Genomic DNA, 13,114 nt, shown 5'->3' with positions numbered 1-13,114 from the left:
TTCTAATGCGCTAAAATTTTATATATCCAGAGTGAAACGGAGCACATCATGGCCAGCCGTGGAATTAACAAAGTTATTTTGGTGGGGAATCTAGGTAACGACCCTGAAATTCGTTACATGCCGAATGGCGGTGCAGTAGCAAACATTACTATTGCGACTTCTGATTCATGGCGTGATAAAGCGACTGGCGAACAGCGCGAAAAAACGGAATGGCACCGTGTTGTGTTGTTCGGCAAACTTGCGGAAGTAGCAGGTGAGTATTTGCGTAAAGGCTCTCAAGTTTACATTGAAGGGCAACTGCAAACTCGCAAATGGCAAGATCAAAGTGGTCAAGATCGCTACTCAACTGAAGTCGTTGTTCAAGGCTTCAATGGTGTGATGCAAATGCTTGGCGGTCGTGCTCAAGGTGGCGGCGCACCTATGGGCGGTCAACAGCAGCAGCAAGGTGGATGGGGTCAGCCTCAACAGCCAGCTCAGCAGCAGTACAATGCGCCTCAGCAACAGCAACCACAACAACAGGCTCCGCAGCAATCACAGCAGCAGTACAATGAGCCACCAATGGATTTTGACGACGATATCCCGTTCTAAATTCTGCTTATGCTTGAATCGAAAAGGCCGCGAATATCGCGGCCTTTTTTATTGTCGCAATCTAATGATCTCACAGGCTTATCTTGGCAAGGTTAGGCGTAACAATAAAACTTATCAATGAGTGTGATTTTCTTTATGCTCCAGCCTCTCACTATCAGACTAATCCGATTGTTTGATGAACTCTTATCAAGTATAAATATTTCAATAAGGTATATGATGAATAAAAAAGGAATTTGGTATTCATGAGGTATACCCCAACTCTTAAGTTAAGCACACGGCTGGTGGCCTTTGTCACCATGATCGTTATCTGCGCCATGTTTATCTTGTTTGTCGGTGGCACCCTCTCTTTTAAACGTCTTGGGCAGGAATATCTCACCCATTATTTAGAAGGGATCGTAGAGGTGGTCGACAAGGAGATGGAAGATCCTGACGCCGCTTATTCTATGCAGCGCTGGATGCCGAAAATGCTGCAGGCTTCCAATATTGTCGAAATGACGTTGTCGACCAACAACGCCGTTGTTTATCGCTTCAAAGATACTTCTCATCAAATGGAAGCGTCAGTCTTGTTTGAGGCTGAGTACCAGCTGACTCACAATCAAGATTACACGATTCACTTTAAAGCAATTCCCCCTTACTTAGGTTACAGCTACTCAATGCAGGCGCTTTGGTCGATCACGCTTGCCGTTGTATTGATCATCTTCTGCTTAATGCGCGGTGTGGCATGGCTTAAGGAGCAATTAGAAGGCTCCGAAATGCTCGAAGAGCGAGGCAGAATGATCCTGGCTGGTAGGGTGGAGCAGTATGCCAAAGGTGACAAAAAAGAATGGCCTTACACCGCCAGTGAAGCGCTCGATGTATTAATCGAAGAGTTACAAGATGCGCGTCAAGAGCGAAGCCGATTTGATACCTTTATTCGAACTCAAACCTTCCTTGATAAGCTAACCGGTACCGCTAACCGAGTGTTATTTGATAGCAAGTTGGAATCGGCGTTACTAGAAAGTGGGGCTCGCGGCGCCGTGTTGCTAGTGCGTATTCAAGACTGGAAACTGGTTGAAGAAGAGCAAGATAAGCAAATTACGGATGAGTTTATTGTTGAAGTTGGGAGTTTATTGTCCAATTTAGTTCAACGATACCCAGATGTTGTATTTTCCCGTTATTACGATGCTGATTTTGCGCTTTTTCTACCGCACCAAAGTGCGAAAGATGTGGCTAACCTTGCCTCGCAATGCATTCGCCAGTTAGAAAAGTTAATGCCGCCAGAGCCACTTGATCCAGACAACTGGTGCCATATTGGCATCACCACTTATAAAGAAGGTGAGCGACACAGCCAAATCATTGATGAAGCCGAGACTGCTTTGCGTAGTGCGCAACTACAAAATAACAATAATTGGAGTCGCTTCAAAAAATGGAACCACGATGAAGAAGCTCGCGGAAGTGTGAGGTGGAGAACGTTATTTGACACAGCACTTACACCTGAAAGTGTGATACTCTACGCACAATCTGTGCACCCAATAAGTGACGCGACGCATAAAAAATCATTATATGAAGAGTTAACATGTCGGATTCGCGATCCTGAGAATGGGATTGTTAAAGCATCTCGGTTCATTTCTGCGATCAGACAGGTTGGTTATGAAGCGCAAATGGATAAGTCGGTTATTAATAAATTCTTAAGAGAGTTTAAGGATAATTTTGATAACTCAAGATCGTATGCGCTCAATTTGAATGTAACGCCATTTTCTAACCGAGAGTACTTTAAATGGTTTCGTGATGAACTCTTACAGTTGTCACGTGAGCAGAGAAAGTGTCTCAGTTTTGAGTTTGTTGAAGCACAATTTGTAAGACACTTAGACTTTATGCGACCAGTCGCTAAAATGCTGGCCGGTTTAGGGTGCCACTTAATGGTTGGGCAGGCTGGGCGTACCATCGTCAGCACTCACTATTTAAAAGAAGTGGACATTCGTTACCTTAAACTTCATCGCAGTTTAGTAGCAAAAATCGACCAACGTCATGAAAACCAGCTATTTGTTCGCAGTATGCTAGGTGCGGCGGCAAACAGTAAAACTAAAATTATAGCAGTGGGAATTGAGAATCAGAACGAGCTCAACACATTAATTGAGCTCGGGGTTTATGGTGGGCAAGGGCGTTACTTTTCTGCGGAGCAGCAGTTTCTTCCTCGTCCCCAAGCGTTGCCGAATTCTCAATCAGAATCCCAAGTTAAATTGGGAAGACGAAATCGCTGGCGGAAAAAATAAAGATAATAATCATGGATTTCAAAGCACTATTCGACAAGCTTAAGCGATCATCTAGTGGTGGTCGCTCCTGCTTTTTGGTTATTCAGCCAGACGCCGTTTATTTATCATCTTCAATCAAAAGTAGTCGTCCATACCAATTTGATATTTCTGAGTCCAATTGGGAAAAAGCCGTTGAGCAAGCATTGAGCGTTGCAGCGAGTGCGTATGATTCATTAACGGTTGTTCTTTCTCATAACTATTACCAGATGTACCAAATCGACAAACCGGTCATGCCGCGTCAAGAATGGCCAGCCGCATTACCGTTTTTGTTGAAAGAACTGATCTCTGAGCGTGCTATCGACATTATTGCCGATGCGGTCGAGTTACCGAATTCAACCAAAGTGCAAGCATACGTCTTATCGCGAAAAATATTGGATAAGATTGTGTTACTGGCCAGTCGAGCCCAGTTACCATTAGAAGCCATTCTTCCTGAAGACGATATTTGGGGAGAGACTGCGGGTGAACTAGGAAACTTCCTATTATTACAACGCAGTGTGCGTGGTCATTTCCGTATAAGCGCTTTTGTCGAAAATACTATTGCGTTCCACCGCTCTATTCGCAGTGTGACGCCACCGTTAACGGGGGTTCCGTCTAGCGATTTACAGATGGACAGTCTGTCGTTAGAACTGCAACGTTCGATTGACTATCTTTCATCTCAGTTACGCCACGTGCAATTACATCAATTGAAAGTGTGCTGTGATGAAGAGGATGAGAGCGAGCTTGTTCAGGCTCTGAACTACCGTTTAAGTACTAAGGTTTCACCGTTATTACCACCAGAACATGAGCTATCAGGACATGTTTTGGCTGACACTGCGGCTACTTCAAATACTCGACGCGTCAACTTATATCCCGATTACTTAAAACCGAAAAAAGAGCTCCTGACGCTAAAAAATATCGCGTTATCTTGGGGCGTTGCGGCGGCTGCAATTCTATTTTCTTACGGTTATGTCACTTGGCAGAGCAGCGGTTTGGAAGATGAGATTGCTATTGTAAAAAGTAAAGGCGATATCATGAAGTCAGAGCTTGAACGTTATCAAGTCAAGCTACGTAAGCATCAACCTGACAATAATAAGCTGGCAGCTAAAGCCCGCTTAGAACGTGAAGTCAAGGCGAAGCGAGACTCGCTTAAAGCTGTCGGGAAATACGATGACTCGCAACGCACGGGTTACTCTGGCGTGATGCAATCATTAGCGAAGCTAGGAAACCAAGAAATTTCTTTGTCCGAAATTCGAATCAATACCCATACCTTAGACCTGAAGGGACTAGCGAAAAAACCGAGCTCAGTGCCAAATTGGGTTAGCCAATTTAAAAACGAAATTAGCTTGGTTGGTCGAACGTTTGACGACGTCAAAATAGGTCGAAATGATAAGGATATTGTGACGTTTGAACTAAAAACGCGCGAGGATAAAGAGAAATGAACGAATTCTGGCTCTCATTAGAAGGGCGCTTTGGCGAAATGAGTACGCGTGAAAAGGTGCTCACTGCATTGTGCGGTTTAGTTGTCGTAATCATGTTGCTCTTTACGCTGGTATTGGAGCCAAAGCTTAACGAGATCATCAGTAATGAGAGGCAACTAAGTAATTTAAAGCAAGCAAATCAAAAGATTGAAATCGATACGCTACGTATTCAGGCGCAACTTAAGAAAGATCCAAATGCTGAGATTGATCGCGCGATATCTAATCTGTTAGCTGAGAGTCAGCATCTTTCGATGCAATTAGCGGAGATCATCGAGCATCTTATTACACCTTCGCAAATGGCTGAGCTGCTTGAAAATGTGTTGGAGCAGCAAAGTGGCATTCACCTTTTGTCTCTGCAAACCTTGCCATCTGAGCCAATAACGGAAGATAAAGAAGCATCGCAATACTCTGGTTACTACGTGCATCCTGTTCGTATGGAACTGACTGGTGACTATTTTTCTATTGCTAATTATCTGAATAAATTGGAGAGCCTTCCTGCGAGTTATTACTGGCGAAGCTTTAGTTATAAAGTCGAAGAGTACCCGAAAGCGAAGCTTGTGTTAGAAGTCTACACACTAGGATCTAGAGAGGAGTTTATTGGTGGTTAACAAACTCATCATCTCATTGCTTGTTATGGCAGCGGCAGGAACCGCTTGGGCAAACCAAGACCCAACGGCCCCACTTGGTTGGGAAAAGCCAGCGGTTGAAACGTCAGCGAAACCAAAAGTTAAACGGTACCGACTGCCTAAGCTCAACAGTATTGTGTGTAAGCCAAGTACTGATTGTATCGCGATTATGGATAACAAACTTGTCGAAAAAGGCGAGCTATTTAAGGGTTATCGCGTCGCGAGCATTAATAGTGAATTTGTAACTTTAAAGCGTGGTAACCGTCAGTGGGACCTAGAGCTTTTTGATTTAAACGTAAAACAATAATAACCAGAGCCCGATCAGATATGCGCAAATTAGTTGTAGGAATAACGATTGCTTCTTTAATGGGATGTTCAATGGGTCATCGGAATCCAGTGGAAGTTAAAGAAGCGCTCAATGAATCGATCAATCAAGCGAACAGCCGCACATTGGAAGAAATCCCTTCTTCTGTTGAGGCAGACTTGATGCCAAATTTAGACTCGAACGTTGCATCAGAGCAAGGCACCTCGAAGCGTTTTCGTATTCAGGCGAATGCGGTCGATGCAAGAAGCTTTTTCGCCTCATTAGTGAAAGGCACTGAGTACAGCGTGGCGATTCACCCATCGGTACAAGGTAATATCACCGTCAACTTGTCAGATGTGACATTGGATGAAGTTCTGAATGTCGTACAGAATATGTATGGCTATGACGTGGTGAAGTCTGGCAAAGTTATTCAAATCTACCCAGCAGGTATGCGTACGGTGACCATTCCAGTCGATTACCTGCAGTTCAAGCGTTCTGGTCGCTCATTAACCAGCATTGTTACGGGCTCTGTAACCTCGGCTGGTACGTCTAATTCTGGTGGTAGCTCAGACAGTTCTGACTCGTCAGACTCTAACAATGGAAACAACAACGATAGCTCGACCACATCTACGGGCGGTACACGCATCGAAACCATCACTGAAAGTGACTTCTGGCCGATGCTGCAGCAAGCTGTTGCGAATCTAATTGGTTCAGGCAAAGGGCAAAGTGTGGTTGTAACGCCACAAGCGGGAGTTATTACGGTTCGAGCATTTCCAGATGATATTCGCGAAGTACGCGAGTTCTTAGGTGTATCGCAGGAGCGCATGCAGCGCCAGGTCATTCTTGAAGCTAAAATCCTAGAAGTGACGTTGAATGATGGCTACCAACAAGGCATCAACTGGTCAAACTTATCGGCGTCAATTGGTAACTCGGGTAGTATCGTAGTCAACCGCCCTGCATCGGCATTACCACCATTGGATGCGATTGGCACGCTATTGGGCGGTCAAACTAACGTGACTATTTCGGATGGTAACTTCAATGCTGTATTGAGCTTCATGTCTACGCAAGGTGACTTGAACGTCCTTTCGAGCCCTCGTATTACCGCTGCCAACAACCAAAAATCTGTCATCAAAGTGGGTACCGATGAGTACTTTGTTACCGAGCTATCGAGCAATGCAGGCAACGGTGAAAACTCAAATGCAGTTCCTGAAGTGGAACTGACGCCATTCTTCTCGGGTATTTCCCTCGATGTAACTCCGCAAATTGATAACAAAGGCAATGTGTTCCTGCATGTTCACCCCGCAGTTATTGAAGTCACGGAAGAAGTGAAGCAATTGAACTTGGGCGGAGATTTCCAAAACATCCAACTGCCATTAGCGAAAAGCTCTATTCGTGAATCAGACTCGGTTATTCGTGCTAAAGATGGCGATGTTGTGGTTATCGGCGGGTTGATGAAACAGCAAAATCGTGAGCTTGTTTCTAAAGTCCCATTTTTGGGCGATGTACCAGCACTGGGGCATTTGTTCCGCAACGTGAATAACGTAACTGAGAAAACAGAATTGGTCATCTTGCTAAAACCGACCGTAGTTGGCGTGAACTCTTGGCAGAAAGAGCTAGAGCGCTCTCGTGATCTGCTGCAAGAGTGGTTCCCAGATGCGCAATAAGCGCTGGGAAAGGTTCTGTTTTTCAATAGGTTTGTGATTCGAGTATGTACTTGTCACACTTTGGGTTCCGAGTTCAGCCTTTTTCGTTAACCCCAAATACAGAAATGTTCTTGGGGTTAGTCCCTCACTATGAGGCGATCCAAACCATCCTAGCTGCCGTGCAAATGGGAGAAGGGGTGATTAAGGTGACGGGAGAAGTCGGCACTGGAAAAACCATGGTATGCCGTAAGCTGATCGAGCAGATTGAATCTGAAGTTGAGCTTATTTACTTACCCAATCCAGTGTTGAATGGGGAACAGTTGCAGTTTGCTGTCGCCAGAGAGTTAGGTATCGAGAACGATGATCCGCTGCGCATCGTTTCCCTCATTCAAGAGCACTTGATTCAAGTACATGCCTTGGGAAAGAAAACCGTCTTGATCGTTGATGAAGCGCAAGTTCTTTCCCCACAAGCTTTAGAAACATTGCGTCTATTTGGCAACCTAGAAACGGAACAAGATAAGCTCATTCAATTGGTGTTATTCGGACAACCTGAGTTGGATGAAAGATTGGCTAACCATGAGCTAAGGCAGTTTCGTCAACGCATTACGTTTAGCTGCCAGTTACGTCCTCTCTCTATCGATGAAGGCGTGGCTTACATCAATAATCGTTTAGATAAAGCAGGCAATGGGGCGCACATTTTTTCTATTGAACAGAAAAAAGCGATTTGGCGTTCATCCATGGGGATTCCGCGCTTGATAAACCAAATTAGCCACAAGTCGTTGCTTGCTGCATTTAATGAGCGTTGCACACTATTGAAAAATCATCACGTTTACGCCGCTATGCACGATACGTTTGATGCCCGTAAACCTAAGTTTAAAACACCCGTATTTTGGGGATGGAGTCAACCTTGAGTGCCATCAATAAAGCATTATCAGAACTTGCTGAAAAAACATCGCCGTCAGAGCTTACTCGTGCGGAGATTCCAAGTGTCTCACGTAGTAAACCTTGGCTTTGGCTTGTCGCCGGTTTTTCGTTAAGCCTTGCGGTTGGTAGCTGGGCGGTCTCTCGCGGTCCTGTCCCTTCAGGCGAGCTATCACAGTTTCAAACCGACGCTATGCCACTGTCGTCTGTGAATGTCTCACCAATTGTTTCATCGGAGCGCACTCACTCGCCAACGAGTAAAATGACGCCCGATACAACTCAAGTGGTTTACACTAAACCAACCACACAGCCGGTAGCGCAACAGCTTCACATGCAAGAGACTGATAGGTTCACGCCAAGAGCTGAGATAAATATCGCCTCTGAAGATGCAGTTTTACTCGCGCAGTTAGCAACGATGTCGAGCGAGGAACAATACGATCCCGTAACCCACACGACATCAGAAAACAGCTCAATGCGTATTGAGCAGGTTGAGCTTACACATCGTCAGCTTTCTCTTAAGGCAGTTAGTCGAGCGGAAAAGGCACTCGATGCTAACGATATGCAAACGGCGTTATCGGCTTATGCCGAGGCGTTGCGTTATGAGCCAATGAATGCAGACACGCGTCAAAAGTTATCAGCGTTGTACTTTGGTAAAGGTGATACGCGTAAAGCATATGAGATTATTCAAGAAGGCATCAGCCTAGATACGAACAACCAAGTACTTCGCTTGGCCTTGTCTAAGTTGTTAGTGAAAGCTAATCAACCTGAAGCGGCGCTGAGCCCGCTTGTTCATTTGCCTCCAGTACCAAGTCGAGACTACTTGGCGATGCGTGCGGCATTGGCACAAAAACACAAGCAAAATGACATTGCGCTTGAGAGCTATCAACTCCTCACTCAGCGTGAACCGGAAAACGCGCGCTGGTGGTTAGGTTTGGCTATTCAACAAGAGCGTGCTCTGGCTTTTACTACCGCGATCAACTCTTACAACCAAGCTCTGGGTAAAGTTGGCATTTCGAATCAATCGCAAGCATTTATCCGTGACCGTTTGAGCATCTTGAAAGAGTTGGAGAGCGCACAATGAAAATTCAGTTGAGAAAACGCTTGGGCGATCTTCTGGTTGAGGAAGGTATCGTCTCTGAAGAACAAATCCAGCAAGCACTAAACGCACAACGCAGTACCGGGCAGAAGCTAGGGGATGCGTTAATTGACCTTGGCTTTATTACCGAAAAGCAAATGTTGGACTTCTTGTCTCAACAGCTTGGTTTGCCACTGATCGATCTTGGCCGTGCGCCTGTGGATGCCGAAGCCGTGCAGATTCTACCTGAGGTACACGCACGTCGCTTACGTGCGATGGTTGTTGCTCGAAATGGGGACACACTGCGCGTTGCTATGAGCGACCCTGCGGACTTATTCATCCAAGAATCATTGATGAACTTGTTAGGTCAATACAACCTTGAGTTCATTGTGGCTTCAGAGCGTCAGCTCATTTCAAGCTTTGACCGCTATTACCGCCGTACTAAAGAAATCGCCTCCTTTGCTGAGCAGCTGCATGAAGAGCATAAAGATGTACAAAGCTTTGATTACGGTATTGATGAAGCCGATAGTGAAGAGGTTACCGTTGTAAAGCTGGTTAATTCCATGTTTGAAGATGCGGTACAGGTTGGAGCTTCGGATATTCATATTGAGCCAGACGATCAAGTATTGCGTTTGCGCCAGCGTATTGATGGCGTATTGCATGAAACGCTCTTAAATGAAGTGAATATTGCATCGGCTTTGGTTCTTCGACTGAAGTTGATGGCACACCTAGATATTTCTGAAAAGCGCTTGCCGCAAGATGGCCGATTCAATATCAAAGTTCGTGGCCAATCAATTGATATTCGTATGTCGACGTTGCCAACGCAGTACGGAGAATCTGTAGTAATGCGTCTGCTTAACCAGTCCGCTGGTTTGCGTCCGTTAGAAGAGTCGGGCTTGCCGCCAGACTTGCTTGCTCGCTTACGTCGACAGTTGGCGCGTCCGCATGGCATGATTTTGGTTACCGGGCCGACAGGTTCCGGTAAAACCACTACGCTTTACGGTGCATTGAGTGAGCTCAACGAACCTGAGAAAAAGATCATTACAGCAGAGGACCCGGTTGAATATCGTCTGCCTCGCATCACTCAGGTACAGGTTAACAGTAAGATCGATCTAACTTTCTCGCGTGTTCTTAGAACCTTTTTACGTCAAGACCCAGACATCATTCTTGTTGGTGAGATGCGTGATCAAGAGACAGTAGAAATTGGTCTGCGAGCTGCACTAACGGGTCACTTAGTATTGAGTACTCTCCACACCAACGATGCTGTCGACAGTGCGTTACGTATGATCGACATGGGTGCGCCGGGTTACTTGGTTGCTAGTGCAGTCAGAGCCGTGGTGGCGCAGCGTCTTGTGCGCCGAGTTTGCCCAGATTGTAAAACAGAAGACCACTTAGATGAGTCTCGCCAGCAGTGGTTAGCTGGGCGTTTCCCAAATCAAGTTAGCACCATTTTTTATAAAGGCGCAGGTTGCCAAAACTGTAACTTGACTGGTTATCGAGGCCGAATCGGTGTGTTTGAAATGCTCGAACTTGAGCAAGAGATGATGGATAAATTGCGCGCCAATGATGCGGTTGGCTTTGCGCAAGCCGCGCGCCGCTCAGAAAACTATAAGCCACTGCTTGCTTCTGCAATGGAACTGGCGCTACAAGGCACCGTCAGTTTGGATGAAGTGATGACCCTAGGTGAGGGTGATGCTTCTGGTAAGACTGATCCCATTTTCATATAGGTAAGTGAATGCCAACTTTTCGTTATCAAGGCCGCACGCTAGACGGCTCATCCACTAACGGCAAAATCGAAGCAGTGAACTCAGAAGCTGCGTCGGAAGCATTGATGAATAAAGGGGTCATCCCGCTCAATGTACGGTTAGAGAAAGAGTCGGCAAAAAGCCAAGTGAGCTTGTCTAAGCTGTTTGTGCCTGCTATTCCGTTGGAAGTAATTATTCTTTTCTCTCGCCAGTTGTTTAGTTTGACTAAAGCTGGCGTACCTTTGCTGCGCTCTATGCGTGGCTTGTTGCAAAATTGCGAAAACAAACAGCTCAAAGAGGCGCTAGAAGATGTCGTTTCTGAACTGAGTAATGGCCGAGGTTTGTCTTCTGCGATGCAGCAACACAGCAAAGTATTCAGCCCACTGTTCGTTTCTATGATCAACGTCGGTGAGAATACGGGTCGGCTTGACCAAGCGCTATTGCAACTGGCGAATTACTACGAACAGGAACTTGAGACTCGCAAACGCATTAAAGCGGCGATGCGTTATCCGACGTTTGTCATTATCTTTATCACCATCGCCATGTTTGTATTGAATATCTTGGTGATCCCTGAGTTTGCATCGATGTTCACGCGCTTTGGGGTTGAGCTACCATTGCCGACGCGTATTTTGATCGCGACTTCTAATTTCTTTGTAAATTATTGGGTGTTGCTGGTTGTGGCAATGATTGGCGCGTTTACTGTATTCAGAGCGTGGGTGGCGACGGCTGATGGTCGGGAGAAGTTCGATAAGTTTCGGCTTCGGCTGCCAATTGTAGGCGATATCGTTAATCGTGCGCAGCTTTCTCGTTTTGCCAGAACCTTCTCGTTGATGCTGAAATCAGGGGTGCCACTTAACCAGTCTTTGGCTTTGGCCGGGGAAGCCTTAGGGAACCGTTTTTTAGAAAACCGAATTCTTGAGATGAAGTCCGCAATTGAAGCGGGTAGCACCATTTCAGTGACGGCCATCAACAGTAAAATATTTACCCCATTGGTGATTCAGATGATTGCAGTAGGTGAAGAAACTGGTCGTATTGATGAGTTGCTGCTGGAGGTGTCGGACTTTTACGATCGAGAAGTCGATTACGATCTAAAAACGCTAACCGCAAGAATAGAACCATTACTTTTGGTGATTGTCGCAGGCATGGTCATGGTGCTGGCATTGGGTATCTTCTTACCAATGTGGGGAATGCTCGACATCATCAAAGGCGGCTAATAGGTGGTTGAAAATCAAAGCCGAGCAACGCTTATTGTGTTTGGGGTTATTGCTACGATTATGGCGGTGGGTTTGTCGGTCAAATTACGTCCTATCACTGAGCAAGCACAAGTAACTGGAGCGAAGTTGGCGAGAGTTTGGATGCAAGACAGTGTTCAGCGTTATCGTCAAGCTTGGCTAGTACAAGGCGAGCCAGAACATATGCTGATGGATGGTTTTAACCTTACTATGACAGAGGGCGGGTTAGTGTCTCCCTTTACTCAGCAAGGTGTATTAGATTGTGGTTATTGGCTAGCGGTGCATTACCCCCAACGTAAAATAATGACCAACAAGTTAATAGATATCAGTGGAGCCATCAAAACTGATCGTTATGTCTGTCAATACACTTATGAAAATGGTCAGTCGATTGTAGTTATTTCAACAGCTAATCAACTGAAAATAGACGTCGAAATGTCGGCGGAGTGAATTTTTTGACACCTAATCACTATAATTGGTATTGAAAGTCGGTATAATGCAATCATTACCATAAGTAAGAAGCTGTAATAGAGGGTAAACAATAATGTGTTTTTCTCATTGCAGCATGAACTGAATAATGGCGAATCGTCATTCTGCTCAAGCGGTAGATACAGTATCCACTTCACGGTCAGTTTTAGTGAACGTTGCTGCCCCAAACCGTTTTGACAATATCCAAAATGGTCGCGTGACCTAAACGAAACTTTGCAGTTGTACTGCATGCTTACATAGAGAGAGTAAACAATGAAAAGACAAGGTGGTTTCACCCTTATCGAATTAGTAGTGGTAATTGTAATCCTAGGTATTCTAGCGGTCACTGCAGCACCACGTTTCCTTAACCTGCAAGATGATGCCCGTAATGCAACTCTAGAAGGTCTTTCTGGTGCAATCAAAGGTGCTGCGGGTATTGTATATGGTAAGGCTGCAATTGAAGGGGTAGAGGCTCAAGCGAAATCTGCAATTTCAGTTGGTAGTAATAGCATCAGCCTTGTATATGGTTATCCGTCAGCAACTAGTGCATCGATTAACCCGCTTGTTGATGGGCTGCAAGATGGTGGTGACTTTATTGCAATCAGCGGTGACGGTGATGATGCTTATTTTGGTATCAGTGGATACACCAAAAGCTGTGTTCATTACCAAAAGGCAGCAGAAGATGATGTGCCAGCAATTAAAGTAGTAGATAATGACGACAGTAACGTGTGTGATCCTACTAAGTAAGTCAATTTTGCTTTCAAAGG

General features: G+C 45.4%; 12 protein-coding genes. All 12 read left to right on the top strand.

What is annotated here, in order from left to right; all coding sequences use genetic code 11:
• The first annotated feature begins 48 nt into the window (after positions 1 to 48).
• The 12 genes from R7F07_RS20670 to R7F07_RS20615 all read left to right on the top strand — a co-directional run bounded on the left by R7F07_RS20670 (position 49) and on the right by R7F07_RS20615 (position 13,094).
• A complete protein-coding gene (locus R7F07_RS20670; RefSeq protein ID WP_005381235.1) occupies positions 49 to 588 on the top strand; it encodes a single-stranded DNA-binding protein in 540 nt (179 codons plus the stop codon).
• A 242-nt stretch (positions 589 to 830) separates the two neighbouring features.
• Positions 831 to 2,840 carry an RNase E specificity factor CsrD gene (gene csrD / locus R7F07_RS20665; RefSeq protein ID WP_054728884.1) on the top strand — a complete coding sequence of 670 codons (2,010 nt, stop codon included), beginning with the start codon at positions 831 to 833 and terminating at the stop codon, positions 2,838 to 2,840.
• Between the two features lie 11 nt (positions 2,841 to 2,851).
• Entirely contained in the window at positions 2,852 to 4,297 is a 1,446-nt protein-coding gene (locus R7F07_RS20660) for an MSHA biogenesis protein MshI (protein WP_167415479.1), read from the top strand.
• The gene (gspM, locus tag R7F07_RS20655) at positions 4,294 to 4,944 is read left to right on the top strand and encodes a type II secretion system protein GspM (protein ID WP_005381197.1); all 651 of its coding nucleotides are present in this window, start codon (positions 4,294 to 4,296) and stop codon (positions 4,942 to 4,944) included. The genes R7F07_RS20660 and gspM overlap by 4 nt, the downstream gene beginning before the upstream one ends.
• Positions 4,937 to 5,269 (top strand): hypothetical protein, encoded by a 333-nt coding sequence (locus R7F07_RS20650; RefSeq protein ID WP_005381196.1) that lies wholly within the window; start codon positions 4,937 to 4,939, stop codon positions 5,267 to 5,269. Before gspM ends, R7F07_RS20650 begins: the two co-directional genes overlap by 8 nt.
• Positions 5,270 to 5,289: 20 nt before the next feature.
• Positions 5,290 to 6,930 (top strand): pilus (MSHA type) biogenesis protein MshL, encoded by a 1,641-nt coding sequence (mshL, locus tag R7F07_RS20645; protein WP_033907420.1) that lies wholly within the window; start codon positions 5,290 to 5,292, stop codon positions 6,928 to 6,930.
• A 44-nt stretch (positions 6,931 to 6,974) separates the two neighbouring features.
• On the top strand, positions 6,975 to 7,820 hold the full coding sequence (locus tag R7F07_RS20640; RefSeq protein ID WP_104979765.1) for an ExeA family protein: 846 nt from the start codon (positions 6,975 to 6,977) through the stop codon (positions 7,818 to 7,820).
• Positions 7,817 to 8,911, top strand: coding sequence for a tetratricopeptide repeat protein (locus R7F07_RS20635; protein ID WP_171343299.1), 1,095 nt, complete (start codon positions 7,817 to 7,819; stop codon positions 8,909 to 8,911). The genes R7F07_RS20640 and R7F07_RS20635 overlap by 4 nt, the downstream gene beginning before the upstream one ends.
• Complete coding sequence (locus tag R7F07_RS20630; RefSeq protein ID WP_171343298.1) at positions 8,908 to 10,632, top strand: GspE/PulE family protein; 1,725 nt, start codon at positions 8,908 to 8,910, stop codon at positions 10,630 to 10,632. The genes R7F07_RS20635 and R7F07_RS20630 overlap by 4 nt, the downstream gene beginning before the upstream one ends.
• Positions 10,633 to 10,640: 8 nt before the next feature.
• Positions 10,641 to 11,864: a type II secretion system F family protein gene (locus R7F07_RS20625; RefSeq protein ID WP_025767600.1), complete on the top strand. Its 1,224-nt coding sequence runs from the start codon at positions 10,641 to 10,643 to the stop codon at positions 11,862 to 11,864.
• A gap of 3 nt (positions 11,865 to 11,867) precedes the next feature.
• Complete coding sequence (locus R7F07_RS20620; RefSeq protein WP_171343297.1) at positions 11,868 to 12,329, top strand: MSHA biogenesis protein MshF; 462 nt, start codon at positions 11,868 to 11,870, stop codon at positions 12,327 to 12,329.
• A gap of 291 nt (positions 12,330 to 12,620) precedes the next feature.
• Positions 12,621 to 13,094: a prepilin-type N-terminal cleavage/methylation domain-containing protein gene (locus tag R7F07_RS20615; protein ID WP_025631920.1), complete on the top strand. Its 474-nt coding sequence runs from the start codon at positions 12,621 to 12,623 to the stop codon at positions 13,092 to 13,094.
• Positions 13,095 to 13,114: the final 20 nt, after the last annotated feature.

The organism is Vibrio sp. YT-16 (genome assembly GCF_033337405.1).
In the GTDB taxonomy this organism is placed as follows: domain Bacteria; phylum Pseudomonadota; class Gammaproteobacteria; order Enterobacterales; family Vibrionaceae; genus Vibrio; species Vibrio alginolyticus.
This window is presented reverse-complemented; position numbering and strand designations above follow the sequence as displayed.

Coding starts and splice junctions, on each gene's coding strand:
- R7F07_RS20660 (WP_167415479.1), top strand. CDS start 2,852: ATGGATTTCAAAGCACTATTCGACAAGCTTAAGCGATCATCTAGTGGT.
- R7F07_RS20670 (WP_005381235.1), top strand. CDS start 49: ATGGCCAGCCGTGGAATTAACAAAGTTATTTTGGTGGGGAATCTAGGT.
- csrD (WP_054728884.1), top strand. CDS start 831: ATGAGGTATACCCCAACTCTTAAGTTAAGCACACGGCTGGTGGCCTTT.
- mshL (WP_033907420.1), top strand. CDS start 5,290: ATGCGCAAATTAGTTGTAGGAATAACGATTGCTTCTTTAATGGGATGT.
- gspM (WP_005381197.1), top strand. CDS start 4,294: ATGAACGAATTCTGGCTCTCATTAGAAGGGCGCTTTGGCGAAATGAGT.
- R7F07_RS20625 (WP_025767600.1), top strand. CDS start 10,641: ATGCCAACTTTTCGTTATCAAGGCCGCACGCTAGACGGCTCATCCACT.
- R7F07_RS20615 (WP_025631920.1), top strand. CDS start 12,621: ATGAAAAGACAAGGTGGTTTCACCCTTATCGAATTAGTAGTGGTAATT.
- R7F07_RS20640 (WP_104979765.1), top strand. CDS start 6,975: ATGTACTTGTCACACTTTGGGTTCCGAGTTCAGCCTTTTTCGTTAACC.
- R7F07_RS20630 (WP_171343298.1), top strand. CDS start 8,908: ATGAAAATTCAGTTGAGAAAACGCTTGGGCGATCTTCTGGTTGAGGAA.